This window comes from Methyloligella halotolerans (assembly GCF_001708935.1).
In the GTDB taxonomy this organism is placed as follows: Bacteria; Pseudomonadota; Alphaproteobacteria; order Rhizobiales; family Methyloligellaceae; genus Methyloligella; species Methyloligella halotolerans.
This window is the reverse complement of record NZ_MASI01000011.1, coordinates 20120-45984: the sequence shown is the minus strand read 5'-3', so window position 1 is coordinate 45984 and position 25865 is coordinate 20120. Positions and strand designations below refer to the sequence as shown.

At 59.2% G+C, this 25865-nt stretch carries 21 protein-coding genes, 1 pseudogene and 1 riboswitch; of the genes and pseudogenes, 14 read left to right on the top strand and 8 right to left on the bottom strand.

The window, feature by feature from the left end:
• Positions 1-389: 389 nt before the first annotated feature.
• The gene (locus A7A08_RS14575; protein WP_069096203.1) at positions 390-725 is read left to right on the top strand and encodes a hypothetical protein; all 336 of its coding nucleotides are present in this window, start codon (positions 390-392) and stop codon (positions 723-725) included.
• Between the two features lie 381 nt (positions 726-1106).
• On the opposite strand, the gene A7A08_RS14570 is transcribed toward A7A08_RS14575, so the two are convergent.
• The 4 genes from A7A08_RS14570 to A7A08_RS14555 form a co-directional block, all read right to left on the bottom strand.
• On the bottom strand, positions 1107-4223 hold the full coding sequence (locus tag A7A08_RS14570) for an efflux RND transporter permease subunit (protein WP_069096202.1): 3117 nt from the start codon (positions 4221-4223) through the stop codon (positions 1107-1109).
• On the bottom strand, positions 4220-4717 hold the full coding sequence (locus tag A7A08_RS14565; RefSeq protein WP_069096201.1) for an efflux RND transporter periplasmic adaptor subunit: 498 nt from the start codon (positions 4715-4717) through the stop codon (positions 4220-4222). Before A7A08_RS14565 ends, A7A08_RS14570 begins: the two co-directional genes overlap by 4 nt.
• Positions 4672-5466 (bottom strand): efflux RND transporter periplasmic adaptor subunit, encoded by a 795-nt coding sequence (locus A7A08_RS14560; RefSeq protein ID WP_069096200.1) that lies wholly within the window; start codon positions 5464-5466, stop codon positions 4672-4674. The genes A7A08_RS14565 and A7A08_RS14560 overlap by 46 nt, the downstream gene beginning before the upstream one ends.
• Positions 5467-5866: 400 nt before the next feature.
• A complete protein-coding gene (locus A7A08_RS14555; RefSeq protein ID WP_069096199.1) occupies positions 5867-6103 on the bottom strand; it encodes a helix-turn-helix transcriptional regulator in 237 nt (78 codons plus the stop codon).
• 39 nt (positions 6104-6142) lie between these two features.
• Here A7A08_RS14555 and A7A08_RS14550 point away from each other — a divergent pair, with 39 nt between their 5' ends.
• The 10 genes from A7A08_RS14550 (at position 6143) to A7A08_RS14505 (ending at position 17070) form a co-directional block, all read left to right on the top strand.
• Entirely contained in the window at positions 6143-6673 is a 531-nt protein-coding gene (locus tag A7A08_RS14550) for a hypothetical protein (RefSeq protein ID WP_069096198.1), read from the top strand.
• 345 nt (positions 6674-7018) lie between these two features.
• Positions 7019-7240 (top strand): hypothetical protein, encoded by a 222-nt coding sequence (locus tag A7A08_RS14545; RefSeq protein ID WP_069096197.1) that lies wholly within the window; start codon positions 7019-7021, stop codon positions 7238-7240.
• A gap of 245 nt (positions 7241-7485) precedes the next feature.
• Positions 7486-7548: riboswitch (Fluoride riboswitch) on the top strand.
• A gap of 26 nt (positions 7549-7574) precedes the next feature.
• Positions 7575-7949 (top strand): fluoride efflux transporter CrcB, encoded by a 375-nt coding sequence (gene crcB / locus A7A08_RS14540; RefSeq protein ID WP_069096196.1) that lies wholly within the window; start codon positions 7575-7577, stop codon positions 7947-7949.
• Between the two features lie 1265 nt (positions 7950-9214).
• A complete protein-coding gene (locus A7A08_RS14535; protein ID WP_169823021.1) occupies positions 9215-11368 on the top strand; it encodes an autotransporter domain-containing protein in 2154 nt (717 codons plus the stop codon).
• 302 nt (positions 11369-11670) lie between these two features.
• Complete coding sequence (locus A7A08_RS14530) at positions 11671-12003, top strand: hypothetical protein (RefSeq protein WP_069096194.1); 333 nt, start codon at positions 11671-11673, stop codon at positions 12001-12003.
• A 386-nt stretch (positions 12004-12389) separates the two neighbouring features.
• A complete protein-coding gene (locus A7A08_RS14525) occupies positions 12390-12788 on the top strand; it encodes a plasmid mobilization protein (protein ID WP_069096193.1) in 399 nt (132 codons plus the stop codon).
• Complete coding sequence (locus A7A08_RS14520; protein WP_069096192.1) at positions 12785-14086, top strand: relaxase/mobilization nuclease domain-containing protein; 1302 nt, start codon at positions 12785-12787, stop codon at positions 14084-14086. Before A7A08_RS14525 ends, A7A08_RS14520 begins: the two co-directional genes overlap by 4 nt.
• A 92-nt stretch (positions 14087-14178) precedes the next feature.
• Positions 14179-14739, top strand: coding sequence for a hypothetical protein (locus tag A7A08_RS14515; RefSeq protein ID WP_141694025.1), 561 nt, complete (start codon positions 14179-14181; stop codon positions 14737-14739).
• A gap of 107 nt (positions 14740-14846) precedes the next feature.
• Positions 14847-16280, top strand: coding sequence for a type IV secretory system conjugative DNA transfer family protein (locus A7A08_RS14510; protein ID WP_069096190.1), 1434 nt, complete (start codon positions 14847-14849; stop codon positions 16278-16280).
• A 130-nt stretch (positions 16281-16410) separates the two neighbouring features.
• Positions 16411-17070 carry a hypothetical protein gene (locus A7A08_RS14505; protein WP_141694024.1) on the top strand — a complete coding sequence of 220 codons (660 nt, stop codon included), beginning with the start codon at positions 16411-16413 and terminating at the stop codon, positions 17068-17070.
• Between the two features lie 63 nt (positions 17071-17133).
• Here A7A08_RS14505 and A7A08_RS14500 read toward each other — a convergent pair whose 3' ends face one another.
• Positions 17134-17544, bottom strand: a complete 411-nt coding sequence (locus A7A08_RS14500) for a hypothetical protein (protein ID WP_069096188.1) — start codon at positions 17542-17544, stop codon at positions 17134-17136.
• Positions 17545-17628: 84 nt separating this feature from the next.
• Between A7A08_RS14500 and A7A08_RS14495 the strand changes: the two genes are divergently transcribed.
• Entirely contained in the window at positions 17629-18363 is a 735-nt protein-coding gene (locus tag A7A08_RS14495) for a hypothetical protein (protein ID WP_069096187.1), read from the top strand.
• Between the two features lie 484 nt (positions 18364-18847).
• Here A7A08_RS14495 and A7A08_RS16065 read toward each other — a convergent pair whose 3' ends face one another.
• Both A7A08_RS16065 and A7A08_RS14485 read right to left on the bottom strand, forming a co-directional pair.
• Complete coding sequence (locus A7A08_RS16065) at positions 18848-19945, bottom strand: restriction endonuclease subunit S domain-containing protein (protein WP_141694023.1); 1098 nt, start codon at positions 19943-19945, stop codon at positions 18848-18850.
• Between the two features lie 374 nt (positions 19946-20319).
• Complete coding sequence (locus tag A7A08_RS14485; protein ID WP_083226829.1) at positions 20320-22302, bottom strand: N-6 DNA methylase; 1983 nt, start codon at positions 22300-22302, stop codon at positions 20320-20322.
• A gap of 709 nt (positions 22303-23011) precedes the next feature.
• Here A7A08_RS14485 and A7A08_RS14480 point away from each other — a divergent pair.
• Positions 23012-23899 (top strand): ArdC family protein, encoded by an 888-nt coding sequence (locus A7A08_RS14480; RefSeq protein ID WP_069096184.1) that lies wholly within the window; start codon positions 23012-23014, stop codon positions 23897-23899.
• Between the two features lie 345 nt (positions 23900-24244).
• Here the strand turns inward: A7A08_RS14480 and A7A08_RS16385 are convergent, their stop codons facing one another.
• Positions 24245-24448, bottom strand: a complete 204-nt coding sequence (locus A7A08_RS16385; protein ID WP_069096182.1) for a hypothetical protein — start codon at positions 24446-24448, stop codon at positions 24245-24247.
• A gap of 368 nt (positions 24449-24816) precedes the next feature.
• Here A7A08_RS16385 and A7A08_RS14465 point away from each other — a divergent pair.
• Positions 24817-25865: pseudogene (locus A7A08_RS14465) on the top strand (Dyp-type peroxidase).

The following is a 25865-nucleotide window of genomic DNA, read 5'->3' as shown; positions in this document are numbered from 1 at the left end:
GCGTTAGCACAGTAGACCTCATCTCAAGCGAACAGCCTTCCAAGAGCTGCAGCAGGCGTAAGCTACGGGGATGGATAGACCGTTAACTGTCAGCTGTTGCGGCCCGGCTTGGTTCGTAGAGCCGCGACGCTTGTTCGAAATTCGGCCGAGATGGATTTCTGCGAGGACATGGAACTGTCACCTATGTGGAGTGCTATGCAGCCTTATCGCGCATTCAGGCAGGAAGCCATAGGACGGTGCCGCGTCTCGAGCCAGGCACTGAGATGCCGTCCTTCCTGGAAGCCACGTTCAATACGCTCACATCCCCGCGAAAACGCTGGAAAGTCCGGTACGGCAGCCCCCACCTTCGGCTAAGCTTCTGCCCACCAATTTGGATGAGGGGCGGATTTATGAATGTGCTGATGGGAATAACCTTCATCGCGATTTTCCTGGGCTGGATTTGCGCCTTTCTTGGCGCGGTGCTTGTCGTGATCGTGATCCTTCGCAACCTCTCGCACATTCGATTAAGCAATCCAGAGCTGATCCAACTGGACGCGAAGACGCCACTGATGGGCTTCCGAATTTTCAGGATCGCGTCCAAGCCAGGCTCATTGGGCACGGCCGAGGAGCCGAAGCGGCGCTTTGCTTTTCGTATGCTTTGGTGGAGCCTAGCGGTGTCTGGCGGAGGCCTATTGCTCTCCACTGTTATTACGGCATTTGGATTCGCACCGCCTGCGACGCAGTAAATCCACCGCTAACTAGCAAGCTCGACCAGAGGTTCACTGTATCAAAGCACGCGCCGCAATAACGGAGTTGATCGCCCGTATAGATGCGTATCCGGCAGCAGCACGAGACTCTCGGAGATTACCGTTGTTCCGAGTTCACATAGCTCCATGCCATTACCACATCGCGCCCTTCGCAGATCGTGGAGCCCAGCTAGCGTGGATCACCGGAGCGCTCCCAACCGAGAATGCCTCCGTTTTGACCCACCAAAGACTTCACCATCGTCGGGGTTCATGCATATACAATCAATTCAGGGAATATCGCAGTGGACGATCGCTCCCAGAAGATCGCGACCAATCTCAGTCAATGAATCTCTCTGACATACGACGCTGGTCCGAAGCGACCTAGGCGCGTAACTCGTCGGTCGGGGTGGGCGTCTCAATACCCCGGCCACCCAGAGCGCCCGCCAGACGGTCCATGTAAAGATAAATCACCGGGGTGATGAAGAGCGTGAGGGCTTGCGAAACGAGCAGTCCGCCGACTACGGCGACGCCGAGCGGCTGCCGCAGCTCTGCACCGTGGCCAAGTCCGACCGCTATCGGCAAGGCACCCACCAGCGCCGCGAACGTGGTCATCATAATGGGTCGGAAGCGCATAAGGCAGGCGCGATAGATCGCTTCCTCCGACGGCATTCCCTGCCGCTGCAGATCAAGCGCCACGTCGATCATCATGATCGCGTTCTTCTTCACGATGCCGATCAGCATCAGGACGCCGATAACGGCGATCACGCTGAGATCCATACCGAAGATCATCAAGCTCCCCAGCGCGCCGAACGCCGCCGCCGGCAATCCGGTGAGGATGGTCAGGGGATGGATGAAGCTTTCATAGAGGATGCCGAGCACGATGTAGATGGTAAGCACCGCAGCAAAGATGAGCAGGTTCTGATTGCCGAGAGATTGCTGGAAGATGTCAGCCTCTCCGGAAAACGTCGTCGAAATGTCCGCCGGCAGTCTGATCTCGGCCTTCAGCCGCTCGATCCGTTTGGTCGCCTCGCCCAAGGCCACTCCGTTGGGCAAATTAAAAGACACCGTGACGGCGGGCAGCTGGCCGAGCTGATTGACCGAAAGGGTGCCGCTCCCCCTGCGCACCTCCGCCACCGCGCTGAGCGGAATGACCCTGCCATTCGAGGCGCGCAGATGGATGCCGTCCAACAGGTTGTTCGTCCACGCGAAGCGGGGATCGAACTCCATGATCACCGCATAGCTGTCACCGGTCGAATAGATCGTCGAAATCTGCCGGGTGCCGAAGCCGGAATACAGCGTCGCCCGAAGCTGGTCGGCCGTAATGCCGAGATGCTGTGCCTTGTCCTTGTCGACCACCACCTCCGACTGCAGAGCGTGATTTTGCAGATCGGTGGTGACGTCGACGAACATGGGATCGCTGCCCATAGCGGTCTTCATCCGCTCAGACCAGTCGTAAAGCTTCTCCTGGTCGAGGCCCTGCATGACGAACTGGAATTGGCTTTTGCTGCTGCGCGTTCCGAATCTGAGATCTTGTTCCGGCCGCATGAACGTATCGATACCGGGTACTTGGGCCAACTCCTTGCGGAAGGCCTCCAGCATGGTGTCCAGTGGCGGCCGTTCCGATTTTGGAACCAGCTGCACGAAGAGCCTTCCCCGATTGAGAGTGGAGTCGCTCGAACCGCCGGTGGATCCGACGATGGAGAGCAGATCCGTGACATAGGGAGATTTCTCGAAGACCTGCTCAACCTTGGCCTGAAGCCTCGCCATATCCTGGAGCGAGATGTCCTGTCGGGCCTCGGTCGAGACCCGGAGCTGGCCGATATCCTGCGTCGGGAAGAAGCCCTTCGGTATGATGTAAAATAAGAAGGCGGTGGCCGCGACGCTCATGACGAAGATCATCAGCACGGTAGCGCGGTGCCGCAACGACGCCTGCAGCAGCCAGTCATACCCGGCATGCATCTTGTCGAAGCCGCGCTCGAACCAGCCGGCCTTCCACCCTTCAGACTCCCTATGGGCCGTTGGCGCGGTCAACATGCGGGCACACAGCATCGGGGTCAGGGTGAGGGAAACGAATGCCGATGCCAGCAATGCGCATGTCACCACGACAGCGAACTCGTTGAAGACCCGCCCGACGACGCCGCCCATGAGGAGCACCGGTATAAACACCGCCACCAGCGAAACGGTGATCGAGATGATGGTGAAGCTGATCTCGCGCGCACCCGCGATCGCTGCCTCATAGCGGGTCTTTCCCTCTTCCATATGCCGGTAGATGTTCTCCAGCATCACGATCGCATCGTCCACCACCAGACCGACGGAGAGGGTGAGGCCAAGAAGCGAGATGTTGTTCAGGGAGAAGCCGAAAAGATGCATCGCACCCAAGGTAGCGATGATCGAGATCGGCACCGCTAGCCCCGCGATGAAGGTCGCCGACAGCTTTCGGAGGAAGATCAGGATAACGAGGATCACCAGCGCGATCGTCAGAATGAGGGTGTACTCCACATCCTCGACGGCGGCGCGGACGGATGTCGACCGGTCGAGCAGCAGGCTTACCTTTGCCGCTGGAGGAAGCTGAGCCTGCAATTGCGGGAGCGCCGCCTTCACCCGGTCGACGACATCGACCGTATTGGCCCCCGGCTGGCGGTAGACGCCGAGCAGGATGCCGCGATCCCCGTTGACCCAACTCGCCGTCTGATTATTCTCGACCGAGTCGATAACGTTTGCCACGTCTTTCAGCCGAACGGGCCGTCCGTTCGGGTTGGCTATGATGACCTCGCCGAACTCGTCCGCTTTGAAGAGCTCCGTATCGGCGTCGATGGTGACGCTTTGATTGTTGTTCTGCAGAGTGCCGACGGGGGTGGAAGAGTTCGCCGCCGCCACAGCGTCCTCCACCTGCCCGACACCGATGCCTCGCATGGCAAGCGCGTTCGGATCGACCTGGATGCGTACGGCGAATTTCTGGCTGCCGAACACCCGCAATTGCGCCACGCCATCGATCGTCGCGATGGACGGGGAAAGCATCTGCTGCGCCATTTCGTCGAGCTTCGAGAGCGGAAGGGTGTCGCTTTGCAGCGCGAGCCAGGCGATGGAGCTGTCGGCCGGGTTGATCTTCCGATAGCTCGGAGGCTCGACCATCTCCTCCGGCAGCTGTCGCTGGACCCGTGCGATGGCCGCCTGAACGTCGGCGGCCGCGGCATCGATATCGCGATCCAGATTAAACTCCACGCTCACCGAGGTGGCACCGAGGGAACTGGTCGCGGTGATGGAACTGATGCCCGAAATGGTCGCGAATTGCTTGATGAGCGGTGTCGCCACGGCATTCGCCATCGTGTCCGGCGAGGCCCCGGACAGCGAGGCAGAGACATCGATCACCGGGAAATCGGTCTGGGGCAGCGCTGCGACCGGCAACTGAACGAAAGCGAAAAGGCCGCCGATGATCAGCGCCGCCGACATCAGCGTGGTCGCCACCGGATGACGAATGCAGAATTCCGAGACGCTCATTGGGCGCGTCGTTCCGCGGTATCGTTGTGATCGGCGACCGTCTTCGGATGTCTATCCCTGAGCGATTCCGGTGTATCGAGCGTGGCCCAATCGGCCTCGCTCACATTGTCTGCAACCAGGGTACCGCGTTCGAGCTTCAACTGTCCTTCCACGACGACGTGAGCACCCGCCGATAGCCCGCTCTCGATGGCGGCCATGTTGCCTTCCGTACCAAGGACAGTGACGGGCGCCACATCAATCCGGTTCTCGTCGTCGACGACGAAGACGAAGGAACCGGCAGGGCCCGTTTGAAGTGAGACGGTCGGTATGATGACCGTACCGGGGGCCACGTCGAGATCGATCTGAACGTCGACATACTGCCCCGGCACAAGCGTGTAATCGGTGTTGTCGAACACAGCCTTTGCGGTGAGCGTCCCCGACAAGCTGTCGACCGCGCTGTCGATGAAGCTCAGGGGACCCGATGCAATGAGCTGACCGGTGACAGGCTGCAGCACCCTGACGGTGGCCCTGGGCGCCGGAGCTTACGCCAATATGCATTCCTGACGAGCGCCAGATCTTTTTCCGGCACGGTGAAGGAGACACGGATTGGCCGCACCTGGGTGATCGTGACCAAGCCAGTCCCGCTCATATCATTGGCGGATACGAGATTGCCGGGGGTCACTCGAACCGAGCCGATCCTGCCCGAGATCGGTGCTCGGATTTCCGTATAAGAGAGCCGGAGCTTCTCGGTATCCACCTGTGCCCGATCACTTGCGACGGTGGCCGCTGCCGCTTTGGCGTCGGCTGTCGCCTGGTCGAGCTGCTGCTTCGCTGCAGCGTTCCGCTCGAGAAGTTGCTTCATTCGGTTGAGATCGAGATCCGCTCTCGCCTTATTGGCGAGGTCCTTCTCGAGCGTTGCTTCGGCTCGCGCCAAAGCTGCCTTCACCTCGCGGTCGTCGAGACTGAACAAGAGATCGCCCGTCCTGACGATTTGTCCATCCTTGACGTGCTGCTCGAGTATCTGACTATCGATGCGCGATCGGATGATCACGACGGCGGGCGACTCCATGACGCCGATCGAGCGCCGCCGTATCGGAAAATCCGCCTTCTCGGCAATAACCGTGGACACCGCGATCGGATTTAGAGAGTGCAACTCGTCATTCGCGCTATCAGCGACGGCGAGACCGCGATGCGCAGAGAGATAGCCGCCGGCTACGAGACCAATGGCCACGATAATGGGGGTAATCAGCCAGCGCTGATACATTGGCATTCCCTCTGACAGCCGAGCCTCGGCAACTCGCCTGCCCCATAATTCCCGTTCGCTTCCGTTCAGCAAGCAGGCGAGAATTAATCCCGCAAGATGCACTCGTTAATGTGGCGTGGAAGAGACATCAGGTAACGCAACTCAGAGAAGCGGCGCCGCGGCGGTCATATCCGCGCTCAGGCGAGCCCCGTCGGTCCCGCGTGGGCGTTCGGATCAGAACCGCATCAATATCCCAACTCCAGCAGTGAGGTCGCTTTCGGCGCAACATTCCAGCCGGCCACCGATGTATTCCCGGCCGCCATTCCTCCGGACGTCGGCATTCTAAGCAATAATATCGAATACGCGTGCGCATTTTAGATTTCAGAATCCGGTCTCCGTCGCTAATCCCGCAACACCAGATTCAGTTCGATGCGCCCTTAGGCAAAGAGCTTCCCGTACCTACGTAGATGCGCGATTCCACCCATTCTTCGAGATCGCTCAACCGATAAAGCACTCTCCCCCCGGCCTTGAAGTACTTCGGCCCGCGCTGCTCGACACGCATCTGGGCGAGCGTGGAAACCGACAGCCGCACATATTCGGCAGCTTCCGCCGGCCGCATATAGGGCGACGTCTTGCGGTTTTCCCAATTCTCTGCCACGGCTTATATTCGCCCCCTGGTTCTTGTTGAGGCACTATCGTGGCCGACACGCTCGACATCAACAATCTTCAGAGCCAAATAGACTTGGCACGGCAGGACTATGCCAGTGCCGTCAACCACGTGCTATCCGTCTCCCCATCCGACATCAATCGCGCCGTGCTGATCGAAGTCTGCGACGAGTTCGGAGTAGAGTTTGCCGTTGCCCGCATGCAGGAAAGTCCAGGTGGTTTCGGCTTGAAACGGCCTGTCAGCGAGTCGGAGGCGAAAGAGGTCACCGCGGCTCTCGACGAATTGATGCAACGGACCGAGCTTCTCGACGAGCTTTACGCAAGGCGCGAGGATATTCTCTGTGCCGCCGATCCCACCAGGCAGCGCCGCTACTGCATCGATGCGCGTGAATGCGTCATCGACCCGATCTCCGATACCTTGACGTTTCTGGACGACCCCGGACGAGGCTATCGTCTTGAGTCAGTAATGACGAAAGACGCACAGGAACTCGAGAGCAGATCCCTCGAGCCGGGCACCGGCTCTTACGAGCGAGAACACCCGGACGACGAGCCGAGATTCTAGGGCATCGCCACGCTGGAAGTCGTGCCAGACCGCGTTTTAAGCTGAGACGCGAGGGAATCGATAAACCAGCGCTCGACCGCTCAACCCATGCCGCACTTCTTGCGTTATGCCAGACAGGGCCTGAAGGACCACCTGCAATTCAGTCTTTGCACTCTGGCGAAGGCCATATCGCCATAACCGCATTGCCATAAGGAGAGCGAGATGCGCGTCCTCCTCTATCTGCTCTGGGGCGCGGGATGGATAATTCCCGGAGCCCCAAGCCACGCAGCCCAAACGCCCACATGTCTCGAACTGACTGTCGAGGACACGTACAGAGCGTCAGGAATCGTCTCAGCGGAAGCCCGCGTGCAGAATGCTTGCAGCGAGACCTATCTGGTGATCCATCTCCATTGCGACTGGCTGGCCGGTGAAACGGGGGTCGGACACGGCAGGGGAGAAGTGATGAACCTGGCGTCCGATGAGGCCGGCATCACGCGAGTCATCAACTGGTCGCGGCCGGAAACCTATGACGACGTGCGCTGTGGAATCGATTCAGCCGTTCAAAAGACGGCTGAGGCGACTCCGTAGACCGGCAACCTCGTTTGAGCTAGGCTTGTCTGATCGTTCGTGATTTCTGTGCACGGACGGACGACTGAAGACGACGTTTTCTTTCCTTGAGAGTCCCTAGCTATCGGAGTCGGCCACTCTATTCGGAGTGGCCGGGCTCCTTTACGCTGCGAGACCGAACGCGCACCAAACCGTCACTCATGCACGTACATTTGGGCGAGCGAAGTCTCCCTTCCCCTAGATCGCCGCACCAAGTAGATTACGCTACCAATGAAGGGGATGGGGTTCCCCGACAACCGTCCATGAGGACTGATGACTCCTGTTTGCTAGTTCGACTACGAACAGGAGAACGACGTTGTACGAATTCTTGCTTGTCTTTGCAGGTGCCGGCCTCGGTGGCGCCTTGCGTCATGCAGCCAATATCCTCTGTCTCCGAACCTTCGGACACAATTTTCCGTATGGCACCTTGGCCGTAAATGTCGTCGGCTCCTTTATCATGGGGCTGGCCATTGCGTGGTTTGCCCTTAAGGCGGATCCCGGCCAAGCTTGGCGCTTGTTCCTTACCACCGGCATCCTTGGCGGTTTTACGACGTTCTCGACGTTTTCACTCGATGCCGTATCGATTTGGGACCGTGGCGAACCTGCCCTCGCTGCGTTGTATATGGGGATGTCCATCGGAGGCGGCATAGCTGGTCTTTTCGCAGCTATGTGGATCGGCCGCTCTCTCTAATCAGCGGCAACAGACTCACTCTTTGATCGGGCTACTCGATACGCAGTTGCACCAACGATCAAACGGACGGACTGCATATTCGTGCAGTCCAACGGCTCGCATATCGGCCGGCGCCCTCGCCGTAAGAACGCCAGCAAATCGCGATCGGCTGTAATCCGCACCGGTCGCACCAAAAGCCACCGTCACGCCGCGGCGGGTCCGCCCGTCCGATGCTGGCCTAGCCCGGCGACGTTCCCCGTCAAGGGGAAGGGAAGTGCTGGGACAGCCCCTTGACGGGGCCCCGGCCCGCCGGGCCTATCCGGCCCAGCGACGGGCGGCTCCGAAAACCACCGCGAATGCGGCAGGGGTTTTGGAAGCTGCTCCAAGGTACTACAGAGCCTGGACGTATCTTGGTGCCAAGCTCGGGGAGTGCCAATCTTGGCAGCACCCTCTCGTGTCAGAGGCACCTCGGGCGGCAAAGCATGGCACCATGCTTCCTGATCAGTAGAGCGGACACCCGGATCCACCAGCCGGCACCGGTCTTCTCACAGGAGCATGCCTTCGTTGCTCTGTGGGAAGATCACTTTAGAGCCCAATAGCTACCACACGAGCGAGCCCAGAATTCGCTGAATGTGATCTCGACCACCAAGGCAAGGCTATTGGCCCACTTCTGATGTGACGATTGAAGGTTCGAATCCAGTCGGAGGCACGAATGTTTTCAGAATTAGCTTGTCGAAGCGCGATCGATTGCGTCCCTTCGCTGCCAAATAGCACCCGGACGCCGTCGAAGTTTTATTCGGAGATTATGTCCGCGGTTCCCTCATCAGATTAGGCATTGCAAGACGGACCTCGAAGGCGATGCGGCCCAAGTTCTCGTCCAAGATGAGGACCAGCGTATGAATTGAGAACTTCAACGTCGTGTGGTAGAACCACCCACATTATTCTACCATGCAGCGGGGCGCACGAATTCTCATATTGCTTTGGGGGGAGCTGTGGGTATTGCCTTTAGGCCCGCTGCCGTCGCAGCGGCAGGTATTTTTTATTGCTTTGCGTTTGACATAGCCCGAGCCGATTTTCGACATCAAGGCCCGAATCCAGACAACGACTCCGAGGTTTACACCTTCGCGTGGGGTACGTCTGTGGGCGCCGCCTATGTGGCCGGTGAAGCCAATGTCGAAGGTTGCAGCGTCAACACCATCCGGCCGGGTCCCGGCTCGGTCTGTACAATGGCGGTTGTCTGGTCGCCGAGCTTCGACGGAGGTCCTGGGGTTGACGATCCCTTTATCTTGCCGGTCCTTACAGCGGGACTACCGACGGGGCGGGACCGGTATTGGTCTCAGGCCCGCTCCATCGACGCCGACGGCGACACCATCGTCGGGCGCGACCAGTTCGACTACTTCGTCGAGGATCCGCCGGGCAGCTTCACCAATGACGGTCCACGCTTCCGCGCCCTTGTCTGGACCCGCAATGCAAACGCGCCTTGGTCCAGCTCCAATGCGCGCGTAACGGAACTGAAGCCCCACGAGTACTTTGATTATGCCGGTGCTCGTGGTGTGAGTGACGAAGGCAAGTTCGCCGTCGGCTGGAACAGCCAGAACAATCTCGATGGGTTCATCAACACCCAGGCTGTCCTTTGGGTGAGGACCGGCGCCAACAGCTGGGACACGGCCCGGAGGCTCTACTATCTCACCGATGACGACGACGACAGCGTGGCCAACGGCGTCGCGGTCGATGATGGCGGCAAACCGGTCGTGGTCGGCTGGAGCGGCCGCGCCGGCTCTGAACGTCACGTAATCCAGGGCAGTGACGAGGATTCTAATCTGTTCAGCTCCAGCTTCAATCCGCACGCGTTCGTCTGGACGCAGGAAACCGGCATGAAGGCGCTGCTCAGTCTATCCGGCGAGGCTGCAAACCTGCACCGAAGCGAGGCGACCGCCATCAGTGCAGATACGAGCACCATCGTCGGCTGGAGCGACCGCCCGGCACGCAGCGACGGTCAGCCTTATCTGGAAGCCGTCCGCTGGACCCGGTCCGGCAGCGCTTGGTCCGGCGCGCAGGGGCTCGGGGTTTTCGATCTTCCCGAGAGCCTGGCGGCAACGGTGGCCTCCGACTTTTCCGACGACATTGAGGGGAGACCGATCATTCCTCTCGGCTCCGTCGCGCTGGGTGTCAGCGAGCGCGGCAAGGGCATCGCGGGTTATCAGTCCTTCGGCTACGACACCGAGAGAGGCGGAGACCCGCTCTTCCGCCTGGCCTATTTCTGGAGCGAGGAATACGGAAAGCAGGGCCAGTATCTCGGCGACGTTCTAAAGGCCGAAGGCGTGGATATCGGCTCCTGGATTCTGTTCACGGCCACTGGCGTCCGGGAGCAGGACGACTTCTTCATCATCTCCGGCGACGGCTCCAACACCGGCGAGATCCGGGGCGCACCGCTTCCAGGCTTCATCGCAAGGCTCGGTCGCGACGCCGAATCTCTTTCAGGTTTCACTACAATGGCGGAGCAGGCAGTTTCCTTCAGCGAGATCTCCACAACGGCCCTTGTCATCAGCACCAATATCGGCGCGACGCTCACCGGACTGAACGAGATGGCGGAGAACCACCGCTGCATCCGACCAGAGGATCAGGATGGAAAGGGTTGGTGCTTCTTCACTTTTGGGACGGGTGGGCTCTTCAATGGCGACGATATCGACGGTGGCGGTCAGTTCGCCGGCGATGTGGGCCTGGCCCATTACTTCACGCCTCTGACGTCGGCGGGGGTCAGCATCGGAGCGGGGCAGGCGGACACCGACCTTCTCTGGGACGGCAATTACCGGAGCGACGAACTCCATATCGGTGGCTATCTCGCCCACATGCCCGGTACCGGACTGCGTCTGTTCGGCGCCGGCCTGTGGGGCGATCTTTCCGACGTGGAGATCGCACGCGGCTATCTGAACGGCGTCGATCTCACCCACTCCTTCGGCGATACGGAAGGCGAGGGCTGGGGCGTGCTGGGCCGCGTAGGCTACGGCATGCGCGCAAACGAGCAGACCCTCATTACCCCGTTCGTGCAGCTCGCCTACACCGACGTGCAGATCGACGGCTATCGCGAGACGGGCGGCCCCTTCCCGGTGACCTTCCAGGACATTGACACCAACACCACGGTCGGTCAGATCGGCGTGATGGAGGAGACGGACGTCAGCGAGACCATCACCGTCTTCGGCTCCATCGCCTGGGCGCAGGTGCTCGATGTCGACAATCCGGAGGTGCGAGGCGCAGTGCTCGATATCTTCGAAGTGTCTTCCGATGGGGCCGGCAATATCGACGGCTGGGCGGAATTCATGGGCGGTGCTCGCTATCAGGTGAGCCAGGCAGGCGTCGTCTCGGTGTCGGGTCGCGTGTCGACGGAATTCGACGATTTCGCCACGCTCAACGGGCGCGTCGGCTACAGCCAGACATTCTAGCTCGGCCGGAAACACCGTCATACCGCGGCGGGGCCGCCCGTCCGATGCTGGCCTAGCCCGGCGACGTTCCCCGTCAAGAGAAGGGAAGTGCTGGGAGAGCCCCTTGACGGGCCCCGCCCCGCCGGGCCTACCCGGTCCAGCGACGGGCGGCTCCGAAAACCACCGCGAATGCGGCAGGGTTTTGGAAGCTGTCTCCAACGTGCCACAGAGCCCGGGCGTATCTTGGCACCAGGATCGGAGGGTGCCTATCTTGGCACCACCCTCTCTTGTCAGTGGCACCTGGCAGGGCAAAGCTTGGCACCATGCTGATCAGTCTTTGCACCGAGCTCGGCGAGCAGCGCGTCTACATCACGCGCTTCGCATCCGTGCTGAGCTATTTCACCGCCGATGAGGATACCGGCGGCGTCACCTTGCATACCGAGCCGGGTTTGATGGCCTGGCCTTCCGAATACGAGCGCAATGTGGAGGCGGTGCGCCAGGCGATCGTCGCTTCCGTGGCCGAGCGCCTCGGAGTCGATCCGACGCGACTTTTCTCGGTTTCCATGGCGGCTCTGAAGGAGATCGCCGCCCCTGAGCTGCCCGAGCACTATCGTTATGCCCGGCGCAGCAAGAACCGCGCATATCCCGCCCGCTAGAGCGCCGTTCTGCCGGTCTTTTCGTCCATAGCCCGGAGCCCGAGAGCCGGCGCAAAACCGCTCCTGATGGCCGCTGGCGCCACGACAGGGCCTATTCCGGCAGCAATCCCCTCCAAACGCATCATCGACCATAAATCCCGGGGGTCCGGGGGCAGCGCCCCCGCGCCGAGAAGAACGTCACGCCCTGGGCATGGCCGCCACGCAGGTTAGTGCGCATTCTTTGTGCAGTGCATATGGAGAAAGGCCGGGCAACAGCTGTATCGTCAGCGTAGTGGGAGCAAGCAATGTCTTTGGGCCCAAAAATGGACCCAAAGACCGCTCATTCGGCCCGTGGCCTCAAGAGCACGATTGCTTGTCCCTCAGACGCCGGGAGGGCTCGAAGACCGATGCCAGCGAGTGGCCACACCAAGACCGATCCCCTGTCCAATCGCATCAAGGTCCAGTTCACCGATGCGCAAGTGGATGCCCTTGCGCGCCAGGCGAATGCCACCGGGCAGACCGTTGCCGGCTATATCCGCGCGACAGTCCTGACGACACTTGAAGATCGATCGGCGAAGACGAATCGCCCCAGCACTGCACGCCATCACGCAGCCATGCTCCAACTGGCTGAAATGCATGCCCTCGCCATGCAGATCAAGAAGCTTGGCACCAACATCAACCAGCTTGCGCGTCAAGCCAATGCCGGCATGGTGCCAATCTCCCGCGCTGAAGTGATCTATATGCTCAACCAGCACCAGGTCGTGATGAGCAAAGCAATTTCGGCGTTGGAGCGAGCGCTTGGATGATCGGCAAGGTGCCCAGGCCGGGGAAAGGCTTCAAAGGCCTCGTGCGCTACCTACTGCACGGCGATCGCAAGAAACCTCACGATCCGGATCGCGTGGCCTGGTGCGAATTCCGCAACCTGTTGGTCGACGATCCTGAGAAGGTACCTGCCGTGATGCGCGCGACAGCCGCATTCTCGAAACGCGTCAAGAAGCCGGTCTATCACTATGTCATCTCTTGGCACCGGGACGAAGCACCATCGGACGATCTCATGCGCCAGGTCGCCGACACGACATGCGAAGATCTCGGCCTGTCGGACTATCAGGCGCTCTACATCGGCCATGACGACACCGATCACCGGCACGTCCATATCGTGGTCAATAGGGTTCATCCTGAGACCAGACGCGCCTGGAGGACGTCGAACGATTATCGCCGCATCGAGAAAAGTCTTAGGCGCCAATCGGAGGAGATGGGACGAGACTACGTGCCGGGGCGTCACAACGATCCGGAACGCTTCTATGCCCAGGCTCCCAGACGCCGACTCAGAAGCGGTGGCTATCACCGTTCCCGGCGGCTCGGCGAACGCATGCGCCCCAACACTCTCTCGAATGAAATGCAGGCTGCCTTCATGGCGATCTACCGCGGTGCCAGCAGTTGGAGCCAGCTCGACGATGCCCTCACTGCCCTTGGGCTGCGTCTTGAGGCCAAGGGGCAAGGGGCGGTGCTCATTGGCGACGGCGCCGAGCATAAATTGTCGGCGTTTGGCAAGAATGTGCGTCTCAAGCAGCTGCAGGAACGCTTCGGCGAAGGCCTAACCGATTTTCGGCGCAGGGAGAGCGTTGAGACTGAATCCCTGGAGCCCAATCTTCGTGCCGCCCATACACGAGCGGAACTTGCCAAGCTGTTGCATGGCCAACAGTTGATCGACGATTCAGAGCTGCAAAGGCAACAAGAGCACCATGAGAAGTCGGCGGATGCAGCCGCCTGGCCCTTGGCAGCCCTTTCGAAGGATGAGGAGGGTTATGGCGCTTATCTCTCCTATGCGGAAGCGGCAGCCTCGGCCGATTTTGCCTATTGCCTTCATCGGATCGGATTGGTCGATGAAAGCCAGCTGGCGAAGGCCGTGGCCGAGCGCGAAGCGGCAGAGGACGCACTCGCGAACTACCAGGCCGCTGTTGATCAGCTGGTTGTCGATGCTACAAAGACCCTCTTTGGTAGTTCCGAAGAGCGAACAGACGCCTCAGGCAAGCGGCTCACGAAGCCTCGGAAGACGCGCATCAATGACCTTGACGATGAGCATGGTTTCGAACCGGAGCGATAGTTGCAGCACCGCAGACACGACGGGAAACGCAGGTCGTGTATTACCCTGAAGTATTCGAAGATCCCGAGCATCTCCTCCTGACGATCGACTTTATGCTGCGCGAGCCGAGCGAGGAAATCGTCGTTCCGTTCGGCCATTTCCTGTCGCTCCTGACCAAGCGTCAGTTGGACCACTTTCTGAACAAGAACTATGCGGAACCGCCCAAGAAGAGCCAGGCCATCTGGGAGGCATTTTCGTCGAAGCCTGGCGGCAGTTCGTTCGCTGGGCAGATCGATTCTGCGCTTGATCTGTTTATGACGATTGGCACCTTCGCCACCAAGCAAGTGACCCATGCCGTCAATCACGGTAAGGCCGCGAATCTGATGGGCGCATTCACCATCCGCCGCCCTACCGTCACCTTCGATACCCGCGAGCAGGAAACCCTACGTGGCATGGCCCGGCTGCTGATGCTGCAGGAGCTCGATCTTGACGACTGGCGAGCGTTCGTGGCCCGGCTCGCTTGGGGTGAGGGCAACTTCGCCTATCTCGAACCCGATTCCTCGGTGCGCGCCACCCAAAGATCAATGACGCCTACGGCCTTGCCCAGCTGTTGCTGCAACAGACCTTGTCTCCTTATCAGGCGGTCATCGCCCAGGCCGGAAGGCGCGTCGTAGCCGTCAGCAGGAGACTAGCGGCCCCTGCTCACGCCATACCACCGACACCCTCGGCCACGCCCCGTCCGACAGCGCCAACTCCCGAACCTTTCTCCGCGCCTCGTCTGATGACGCCGGAGGACATGGAGAATGCGGCGTCGCTCTCACTGGACTGGACGCCGGCCTCGCTGACGTTGGGTTTCACCGACGACGCCAGTCAGCGACCGGTTTACTTCAACGGTAATGAGAGCCTCATTACGGCCGGTGGCCCGGGCTCTTACAAGACCACTTCGCAAGTGATCCGCAACCTTCTGACCTATCCTGGCTCCGCCATCGTGCTGGATGTGAAGGGCGAGCTTTGGGAGCAGACGGCGGGCCATCGTGCCGCCCATTTCGGGCCTGTCTACCGCTTCTCGCCGGCCGACAAGGACCAACGCTCTCATCGCTACAATCCTTTCGACTTCATCTCCGACGATCCGGCCCAGGCAACCGCCGATTGCGACGCATTCGGCTACGAGATCATCTCGGATAATCCCGACACGAGAGACCCCTACTGGCAGAACCGCGCCCGCAATTTTCTCTGGGCCTTCGCCACCATGATCGCGATCAGCACGCCGAAGAGCCTGCGCAATCTCGCCCATCTCGCACAATGCCTCAACATAAGCACCATCGGCACGAAGGAGGATGGGGTGATCACCCTGGCCTCGTCCACGGAAGCCGCATTGAAGTTACTGAGCGCGCTCGGCGATAAGCACGACATCCCCGATCTTCGTGCCGTCTCCGATGCCATCCGAGCGGGCATCGGACTGCACAGCAATCGTGGCGAGAGCATCTTGGATATCGCGCGCAACCATCTTGCGCCCTTCAGTCAACGACGCTTCGTGCAGGAGGTCACCCGCACGAGCGACTGGCACCCGCTCGATTTCCGTCGCGAGACCGGCACCACGCTTTATCTCAACGTTTCAACCAGCGATCTGCCGAGCTTTTCACCTCTTCTGAGGCTGATGATCTATCAGCACATGCGGATTCTGCTCGACCACGTCGCGGCACCAGGCGAGCCCCCGATCACCTTCTTTCTCGATGAGCTCCCACAACTCGGCAACTTCAAGAGCATACTGCAGATGCAGGCGGTGGGCCGTAGCGCAGGCTTGCGGCTCTGGATGTTCGTGCAGAACCTTCGTCAGCTCTATACCGCCTATGGGCTGGAAGCCGGGAGGGCGATTCCGGAAGACGCTCGCGTGCGCTGTTATATGAAGCCGGACGAGTCGATTGCCGAGCACATCGCACGCACGCTCGGCGAAACCGAGAACCTCTTCACCGGCGAGCGCCGATCACTCGCGACGGCCGCCGAGATCCGGGGGCCGAAATTCCGCAACAAGACTTTCGTCTTCGCCTCGGAGGATTACCCAGTCATTCTTGAGCGACGTCCCGCCTTCCAGGATCTCGGCTATCTCGTTCAAGAACCACCCGAAGTCCCGCAGCTACGCACTTCGAACGCGCACCCCTTCGCATCCGACGATGAGGTAGAGCAGGACACGCCGAAGCCCGAGACAGAAATCTGAGAACGATCTCCTCTCGTCGAACTGAGCGCCGGCCGTAATTTTGTTGCCGCCGCCTTAGGCAGTGTCGTTGACCGACGCCTTAGAGGACGCGCACGATTCCCTGGACCATCAATCAAGGAAAGAGAGGTCCATGGAAACACCCGTTCAGCAACCTACCGGAAAAGTGAAGGCGAACTTCGTCCGCATCCTTCCCCACGACGCCCGCTATCAGCGAATGACGCCGGAAGAGCGTCGCGACAACGACCGACAGCCGCTATTCCGCGGGACGATCTCGTCGCCGGAAAAGCCCGACGAGCAGTTCGAATTTGCCGTTTGGGATTATATCGGCAGGGGAGACAAACCGTTCCTTGCAGGACCGGTCCGGCCTCTGTCGACGCGGGCGGGTGTGGAGGATCATCTTGCGGCCGCGCGCATGAGCGACGCCGAGGCGGCGCGAGTGGATCCCGAAACGGGTGAGATCGAAGGGAACCCCTACGAGCTCAATCCCAATACCATCGTCATCCGCCTGAACAACGCCAAGACGCTGAAGCCGGAAGCAGGCGAGCTCGACGCACCACAGGCCGAGGCGAACGACCGTCGACCACTCTATTGGCTCAAATGGCAGCGCGGATCGGGCGAGAAAGAGGTGCGGGGCTCCCTCTGGGACCGTGCCGGCCGTTACGGCCCCTTCCTGGACGGCACCACGCAATATCCGCTCAGCCGCGAGGAAGCGCAGGCGCTCACCGGTCCGAAAGCAAACCAGACTCGGAAACGGTACGCCAAACAAAGCGAAACCGAGCTGTCGCGCTGAGGTCTGACGAGAGAATGGGAGGCCTGGAGAAACGGCAGCTTCTCCATCTCTCCATAATGGCATCTACATGCGGGGCTCATTACTCTCGTCACTATCCGGCTCCGACGGTTTCTCTTTTGCATCCCGGTCTGGGGCGTCACGCAAGGCCTCAAGGTCACGGACCATCTGCTTGCTCTCCTCCAGAGCCCGTTGGGAGGAATAGCGCATAACCTCCAGAAGCAATCTGTCGTCTACCTGGCCGACGAGCTCCTTCAGATCCTCCCAGCGCTCCGGCGGAAGCTGATCCAGCAGACGGTCAAGGCGTTCCTTTTCCTGTGCTGCGGCGATCGCGTACGACCCCTCCCACGACGTCCAACGAGCATAGGCCATCAGAACATCCTCGACCCCAGGCACCGCATCGTCTCGGACCGAACGTTGTTCGATGCGCGCAGCAAGCCTTCTGACGTCCCAGATCTCTCGTGGCTCGTCGTTCATTCCCCCACCCTAGAAGCCTTCGGGCGGCCGTGCCACATTACTCGGTAGTTTCTGCTTCCTGGGAATCTATGGGGGACACACACGATGGATCCGATCGCCCGCCTGCAGCGTCTCGACCGTCGACGCAAACGCCTCACCGACTACGAGGCGAAGGTGCGGATGGCGTTCTGGATGCCGGCGACGCGAGACCGCTTCATTGCACGGCTGGCAAAGAAGTTTCGCCAGGCGAGCGAAGAGAGAGATCGCATACTGAGCGTCATCAATGCCGATCCGGCGATGCGCCAACGCCTTCGCGAAGTGGAACGGGCCGGACTGGAAGGTAAGGAGTCGCCGAAGCGATCTTCTGATGCTCCCTCCCAATCAGCGGAAGTCACGGCTGAGGAATCAACTGCCCCGAGCCGGCCCACCAGAGATGTCGACATGGCGCAACCCGTGCTCGAAAATCAAGCCCTCTACGTCGTCACGCTGAAGCGTACCGAGAGGCGCGCCAAGGAAGCATATCAGCGTGCCGTCTGGTATTATAAATGGGGCGACTGGAAGCGAGAGAATGTACCTCTCCAAGACGTGGAGACGCTACTCGACCGGCTCAAGGCAGATCTCAATCGCTCAACTGGAGCTCGACTGGTTGCGGAGGATGCGTTCGAGACCGAGGTTCGGGAAACCTGCCAGAATGATCCGAAGCACATCCTACGGCGCGAAGAGCTGCTCGCTGCCGTCCCGACTGATAAGGATGCTGGGACGGTGCGAAATGCGTTCGAGGAGTGGCTTGAGAAGCGCACAGGCGAAATTGACTATGAAGAGGACGAACCAATTTACTAATACCGACAATTATAGATCAGCTATAGATCAGCCTGTCGATGAAAGCCTTATGGTCCGCAGGTCGGCTCGTCCAACGTAACGACAAGTTCGTTCAAGCACGGAAATGCACTCTATGCATCGCTAGAATTCCTAATTTTTTATTACCGCGTGTGCTCTACGCACTATGTTGCAGCGAACACTGGGGGGTGTAATAAAAGTCGTCCAGGGCGCTTGCGTATGGCTCGTGCAGTAAGCGTTAGCGTGATCGTGACCGAAGTCTATTCCGAAGAGGCTGCAGTCAGAGTTCAGGTAGCAACAGACGATTGAAACGCCAGAAGAGCCGTCGGCTGAGAATGGCACAGATGGCACAGGCACCGAGCCCGATGCTCAGGCGTCCGCCCAGAAGTACAGAAAGCCGAGCCGGAGGCCGGCGAGGTCGCTACATCTATATTCCCTTTGCTAACTCTGACGACGTGAATTTATGGGTTCGACGATACCGCAGATCTCAAAATGAGGGCGATGAGGCAACACTCGGTTCAATGTGACCCAAGTCTCCCCCGAGAAACTGGTTTAGATGCTCCTCGGCTTCTGCAGAAATCTTCTCTTCCAGTTCGTCAGCTTTGCCACGGAGGTGGGCGGCTTCTTCCATCGCGTCGGCAATCCTATCCTCAATCCCAGCAGAAATTCGTGGAACAGTAAGATTTTTGATATAGTCTGGCCCTAGCTCAGGCACGCTCGACCCGAAGGCGCCTTTCAAAACTCGTGGCCTTCCTAGCTGAGGATGGCCGAGTACCATTTGCAAGTAGCCGATGCGGATGGCTGCCTTTGGCTTAGGAATGATTCGCAGAATGTGATTGGTTAGAACCTTATTTTCATGCCATCCCGTCGCAAGGACAACGCTCCCAATGATCCCATGAAGTTGGCCAGAGCACGGGATCAGAAGTGTGCCAGCATCGACAAAGTATCCTGCCTGCTTCTCACCCTTTAAGGAGAGCACCCTTTTATCGACGTCCGGCGCGACCTCTAAGATCTGTGCACTGTCGAGATACGGCGCCCCTTCGTCACCGTAGATATGCTTGAAGCGCCCAGGAACAAATACACGCTCGGCGAGATCGGCCACCCTCTCGAGGCGTTTCGCTCCATTCCGTACGGCTTCTTCTGCAGCGCGTGCTCTCGGGTTATGGTAGTTTCCTTCGAGACGGCGACCGCGCCCGAAGATGTCACTTGCACGGGCCGAAAAGCCGCCAGCTTCCCAGTTCTGATCTAAAAGCGCGCCAATTGCTCGCGAATATTCAGCTTCCGCATCGAGCTCGAGATGATGTGCTCGATCCCGTGCAGCGATGATGGCTTTCGCAGTCTGTTCAAAAGGTGCCCTCAGTTCCTGGCGAAGCCGAAGGATCGGAAGTCCATCGAGGTGATGTGTTTCTAGATGCTTGATTATGTGCCCGTACTGCGCGGCTTTCATCATCTCGCGAACAGCTGGCGCGCGCAGATAGGCGTATATCCAGCCTCGCCAACTATCATCGGTGGCTTCAATACGAAGAAGGTCGTGAGAGATTAAGGTGTTATCAATCGTAGCATCTGCCAAAGTCGCGCGGCCCACGCTCCCAGAGCAAGTAAGTAGGATTGTCCCTTCCGAAACGAAGCGTTCCAAATGATCGTTGGTTCGAGCCAGAGAAAGCCATTTCCTAGGGACTGGGCGGGCATCATATACTTGTGTGGCAGCGAGAAACGGTGTCCCGAACTGCGGGCTAACTTGAATACCTTTCAGCCGCGAGGGCTGCCATGTGCGGGCGACCTCGACGAGCCGAGTCCATCCAGCTGATTTCGACTCGACTGACAGCCTCGTGCCGAAGCCATCTGCGAGGAAATTTTCGGCCTCCATTCGACGACCACCGCCGAACAGAAGCGACGCACGAAGCGAGGACGACTTAACCTTGTGCCAAGGCCAATCCGTCTTGGTCTCGCGCGGCGGGGTTAGTCTCGCTCGTAGAGCCATGACCGGAACGCCTGTGCGATTTGGAGAGTGTTGTCGTCGATGACTTTGCGCTGCGTACGCTGCTTCTTGTAGACCGGCTTGCCGTCTTCGTATTCTTTGAGCGTTTCCTCGACTTCCTCGACTATCTCGTTGCCTTTTCGATCGCGTACGTAGGTTACATTGCCGCGCTTATCGTGACCGATGTGGTTCGCGACGGCCATGAAAACCTCATAGTCGTTCAGGCAACCTGCAGCCGTTTCGACGGCGATTTGCTCACCGGTCTTACGCTCCAAGACCAGCACGCTTGTCTGCACGCTGACATGAGGTTGAAACGTGTCTGGATGCAGGTCGATGCTGGCGAGCACGCGCGTATTTTGAAGAATCCACTCGCGCACATAGCCAAGCCCCGGCGAGCCGAGGATACCATCCGGCAGTACGATTGCGCATCGCCCGGTGCCTGGTTTCAGGAATTTCACGCATCGTTCGATAAATAGGATCTCGGGCGGCTGCGATTTCTGCACCGCGTCCGTCCTGGTCCACGTGTCGGTATCCGGCTCATAGTTCCAGATGTGTCCAAGGTCATAGGCCTCCAAAATCGACGGTTCGTCGATTGGAATCTTGGAGCCGAAGGGGGGATTGGTGAAAAGGAGATCGACTTGCCCAATAATTTGACGGTCCCGCAGCTCTTCATCCCATGTGGCGGGTGCCTTGAGCGAGTTCGCCTGAAACAACCCGCCGGCCCCGTCGTTGTTCATCACCATGTTCATCTTCGAGGCTTTGACGAGGTTCGGGTTTAGGTCCGTCCCTACGACGTAGTTTTGCGCGAACCGCTGGACACGCTGACGGATCGCGATCTCTGCGCGCTCGACATCTCCCCACTTACTGATTTCCGCAGCCCGAATCTTCTCGATCACATAGTTCATGGCGGTGATTAGAAAGCCGCCAGTGCCGCAGGCAGGATCGAGAATCACTTGCCGCTCGCCGGGATCAAGCATGGCGACGGTCATCTGACAGATGTTGCGCGGCGTGAAGAACTCGCCCCTGTCACCTCGCAGGTTCGAGCCGACGATCTCCTCATAGGCTCGACCCTTCACATCGATGTCGCTCTCAAGGAGCGAATACATCTGCAACTGGCTGACGATGTAGGCCAGAACCTCAGGGTTCAACTCGACGACTTCGTTCTCGCGAAAGATAGTCGGATACTCGGCCTTCACTTCGTCGAACAAGCCATCGACACGCTTCTTCGCTTTCAGCCGTCCATTCAAGCCGTGGCGCTCCTTCGAAGTAGCGTAGAATTCTACCTCGTTAGAACTGCGCTCGTCGTGAATTTTGCAGAAGATGATTTTCAGCAACTCCCAGAAGGCCTCTGGCTTCTGGAGGCCCTGATTGCCGGCGATGTAATTGTGGCAACGGCGGAAAGCGAACAACAGCGCGTCCGACGATGCGGCCTTCAACTGGTCGAACCGCGGCCGTTCGACCTCATCCTCTGTCCGTCCCTTGCCGGGGATGTCGGGAATTTCGTCGAACGCGACCTTGCCATTGGTATCGACCCGTCGATAGCAGTATCGCTCGATGCCGTTCGTCCACATCCCATAGGCGACGTTAGGGCATGCGGCCATGTAGCTTTGCAACTGACCCACACCCTCTTTGCGGTCGGTGGATTTTACCTTCTGCGATTTACATTCGATGATGACGCGGGCGCGGTCTTGTTCGTGTGGCTCGCTTTCGTCGAATATCACCAAGTCAACCCTTGGCTTACGTGACCCGAGACGAAGGATGAACTCGACCGCTATCTCTTGCTTCTCATATCCATACTCGCGAACAAGCGACTTCGCGATCTCTTGCCTGACATACTCCTCGGGCGTCTCGTTGCGCTGGGTTATGCCATCGATGTAGTCGAGGAGCTTGCCCTGCTGAACGATGACGGCCACAGGTTTGGCCGTTGTTCTCTGTATCTCGGCAGCTTGGACAGCCACGATCATTCCCCCTCTTTGGCGACCTTGGGTCAGTGCTCGGACACGGCCTTTTCCACGACCTGTGGCATCCAGTCCTGAATCGGCGTGTCCCCAGCTGCGACCACGATCCTGAGCGGCCGGTGCAAGTCAGGATCGAGCCTCCCATGAACCATGCGCCGCCCCTCTAAACTTTGGACTTCGCGGCAGCCCGAGCCATAGCCATAGCCATTGGCCTCCAATATTTGACCCCTGTAACATCGTGAGGTCGATAACAAAAGGAGACCGAGTGGGATTCGAACCCCTACGATCAAGCGATTCCGCTGTGATCAAACTCCGTTGAGCAGATCCAAGCACCTATTAGACTACACTCGCAGAGCCCGGCCCGTGAGCTGCTTCAGAAGGGTCGTAACAAGATCTTGCACACGGTCTCTAGAAATTCGGCCGCGATGCCTGCAGCTCCACCACCAATGACTTCACGCCATCCCGCCTGACACGACCGTAGATTCTCCCCGACCAGTCACTCCGTCCTTTCCTGTTTCATGCGCCTACCGGGCGGCTCTTTACGGATGCCGACCTTGCGCCGGCGCGCGGCCGCTTCAAGGGGCAAGCCCTCGGCTTCCGGCTATCGCCGGGCCGCCGCGCCTTCGGCCCGGTTCCACGACCGCCTGCCGCCGTCGCCTTTCGCCGGCATTCGAGCCCCCGCCTGGCGGGCTCCGAAAGCGAAAGGAGCGACGTCATGTCTATATCGAGAAAATCCAACGGCCGGCGCGACCTGCACGCCGAAATCACCGAGAAGCTCATCGCCGCCATCGAAGCCGATCCCGGTGAACCACAGCTCCCCTGGCGCAAATCATCCGGTCCGCTCTCCATGCCGGTCAACGCCCAGACCGGTAACGCCTATAACGGCATCAACGTCATCGCCCTGTGGGTGGCAGCCGAGCTCCGCCACTTCACCACGCCGATCTGGGCGACCTATCGCCAATGGGCCGAGAAGGGGGCTCAGGTCCGCAAGGGCGAGAAAGCCGCCACCGTCATCTTCTACAAGGAGTATCGGGCAGATCCCGATCCTGAAGACGAGAGCGATGACGGCAGCCGTCGCGTCGCCCGAGCCTCGGCCGTCTTCAACGCCGACCAGGTTGACGGAGTCGCCATACCGTCTCCCGAACCGTCACTTGCATCTCTTGGACCCGTAGAGCGGATCGGATCCGCCGAGAGGCTCGTTGGCGCCAGCGGCGCCAGGATCGAGCATGGCGGACAGCGTGCCTTCTACAGCCCCTCGACCGACCACATCCAGATGCCCGATGAAAATCTCTTCTGCGGGACCGACACCATGACCCGTCACGAGGCTTATCATGCGGTCTTGCTGCATGAGCTGGTGCACTGGACCGGTGGCAAATCCCGTCTCGATCGCCAATTCGCCAAGCGCTTCGGCACCAAGGCCTATGCGGCCGAGGAGCTGGTCGCCGAGATCGGCTCCGCCTTCCTGTGCAGCGAGCTTGGCGTCACCCAGGACACCCGGCCCGACCACTCCAAATATCTCTCAAGCTGGCTGGAGCTGCTGAAGCACGACAATCGCGCCATCTTCACCGCCGCCGCCAAGCGTCCGAAGCCGTCGCCTGGCTGAAGGGTCGGGTCTAGCGGACATCGTTGCGGAGGTGCCGATCACCCTATCGCGCGCCTCCCTGATCCATACCGTCCACTTAGCGGATGTGGTTGGAGCGCCTAGCGCCGCCAGCGCAGCCCGTAGAGCTTGCGTTCGACATTGGTGATATCGGATTGGAGCGCGCTCAACGATCTTCGGGTTCGTTCCAGAAGTCCCCACGCTCTATCGGCCTCGTCAAATCGGCCGTTCCGTCCAGCTTCCCTTGCACGTTCTTGCAGGCGTCTTATGCGGATCTCCAAATCGAGCTCTTGCCGACCAAGGGTCAAAAGAGCCTGCTCGAGCTGATCCTCTCCGGAGCTCATCTCCTTACGATGCGAGGAAATCATCGGCTATGGCGCAGAGCCGGCCGAGCTCAGTACTGATCCGAGAGATCTCCGAGGCGACCTCACCAAGTTCGCTGCCGGATGCCGCATACTCGGCACAGAGCGCCTGAAGCTCAGTCAGCTCGGTGCTGCTTGCGGCAACTTCTCGCTGCACATCAGATGACCTTGAGACAGCTTCGATCTTCATAAAGTAATACTTGACTGAAAATCAAGCATTCGTCAATATACTATTCGAAATCAGGCAGAGTGACGGACAATTCTGTAACTAATACATAAATATACACGACACACGAAAGAACAAACCTTTTACTTTCAAGAGTTTATCTGCGTATAATCATTATTATGTCAATTGACGTCCCGAAGAGCAAAATTTAGACGTCCATCAGATCAACGGTAGTTCTTACCTTCATCACCAATTTCGGTCTTTGGCTTCGCGGGGTTCGAGACGTAAAGAGCAGATCGCCCTAGGGGAAAACCGTCTTCGCCCGCTCGGGGTTGAGAGGATACCGTGGAGCGAGCTACAACGTCTGTCCCTGCGGTTGGGGAGCGGTTCTTGTGGACTCAGTTGAAAGCCAGGCAGTTGCAGCGAGGCTCTCGCGCGCCGCAATCTTCCTCGTTGGGACTTTGGCCGACGATGACAGCGCGGCATCCACCCTGCGCTCGTTTTGCGGCGACCTTTCTGGCATCGTACGGGCTGTCGGCTTCCGCGATCTCGATGGCGATCTCTCCTGTGTTACGGGTTTCGGTGCAGACGCTTGGAAGCGCCTGTTCGGCGCGCCATCCCCAAAGAGCTGCACCGATTCCGTGAGATCAATGGCGTGCATCATGCCCCCTCGACACCCGGAGACATCCTCTTTCATATCCGAGCGCAGCGACCTGACCTTTGTTTTGAACTCGCGTCGCAGATCATGGCGCGGCTTGGTAGCGCTCTCATCATCGTCGACGAGACGCATGGCTTCAAATTCTTCGACGATCGGGACCTCATTGGCTTCGTTGACGGTACGGAGAACCCAACTGGACAGCCCTGTCTCGATGCAGTGCTCATCGGCGAAGAGGATCCCGATTTTGCCGGCGCAAGTTACGTCATCGTGCAGAAGTACCTCCATGATCTGAAGGCATGGAACGATGTGCCGATCGAGCAGCAGGAGAATATCATCGGCCGCAAGAAGCTTTCCGATATCGAACTGTTGGACAGCGTGAAACCGTCTTACGCACATAACGCGTTGACCTCGATCAACGACGAGAATGGCAATCAGCTCGACATCGTCCGCGATAACATGCCGTTCGGCGAAGTCGGTAAGGGCGAGTACGGCACTTATTTTATCGGCTATGCGCGGTCGCCGAGTCGTACAGAGCGCATGCTCGACAATATGTTCGTCGGGGACCCACCGGGCAATTACGACCGGCTGCTCGATTTCAGCACCGCCATTACCGGCTCACTATTCTTCTGCCCCACGATCACATTTCTCGACAGCGTGACGGCAGAAGGCACTCCGCCTTCCGCTCTAGACACCACGAGCAGTGAACAGTCCAACACGGCACCCTCGCCGTCACCCAATTCCGACGGCTCACTCAATATCGGACCTCTGAAGCACGAGGCATGA

Bases quoted from the DNA above. Each gene is read 5' to 3' on its own strand.
- A7A08_RS14575 (WP_069096203.1), top strand. From the start codon at position 390: ATGAATGTGCTGATGGGAATAACCTTCATCGCGATTTTCCTGGGCTGG.
- A7A08_RS14570 (WP_069096202.1), bottom strand. From the start codon at position 4,223: ATGAGCGTCTCGGAATTCTGCATTCGTCATCCGGTGGCGACCACGCTG.
- A7A08_RS14560 (WP_069096200.1), bottom strand. From the start codon at position 5,466: ATGTATCAGCGCTGGCTGATTACCCCCATTATCGTGGCCATTGGTCTC.
- A7A08_RS14530 (WP_069096194.1), top strand. From the start codon at position 11,671: ATGCTGATCAGTCTTTGCACCGAGCTCGGCGAGCAGCGCGTCTACATC.
- A7A08_RS14525 (WP_069096193.1), top strand. From the start codon at position 12,390: ATGCCAGCGAGTGGCCACACCAAGACCGATCCCCTGTCCAATCGCATC.
- A7A08_RS14520 (WP_069096192.1), top strand. From the start codon at position 12,785: ATGATCGGCAAGGTGCCCAGGCCGGGGAAAGGCTTCAAAGGCCTCGTG.
- A7A08_RS14515 (WP_141694025.1), top strand. From the start codon at position 14,179: ATGCTGCGCGAGCCGAGCGAGGAAATCGTCGTTCCGTTCGGCCATTTC.
- A7A08_RS14510 (WP_069096190.1), top strand. From the start codon at position 14,847: ATGACGCCGGAGGACATGGAGAATGCGGCGTCGCTCTCACTGGACTGG.
- A7A08_RS14505 (WP_141694024.1), top strand. From the start codon at position 16,411: ATGGAAACACCCGTTCAGCAACCTACCGGAAAAGTGAAGGCGAACTTC.
- A7A08_RS14500 (WP_069096188.1), bottom strand. From the start codon at position 17,544: ATGAACGACGAGCCACGAGAGATCTGGGACGTCAGAAGGCTTGCTGCG.
- A7A08_RS14495 (WP_069096187.1), top strand. From the start codon at position 17,629: ATGGATCCGATCGCCCGCCTGCAGCGTCTCGACCGTCGACGCAAACGC.
- A7A08_RS14485 (WP_083226829.1), bottom strand. From the start codon at position 22,302: ATGATCGTGGCTGTCCAAGCTGCCGAGATACAGAGAACAACGGCCAAA.
- A7A08_RS14480 (WP_069096184.1), top strand. From the start codon at position 23,012: ATGTCTATATCGAGAAAATCCAACGGCCGGCGCGACCTGCACGCCGAA.
- A7A08_RS16385 (WP_069096182.1), bottom strand. From the start codon at position 24,448: ATGAAGATCGAAGCTGTCTCAAGGTCATCTGATGTGCAGCGAGAAGTT.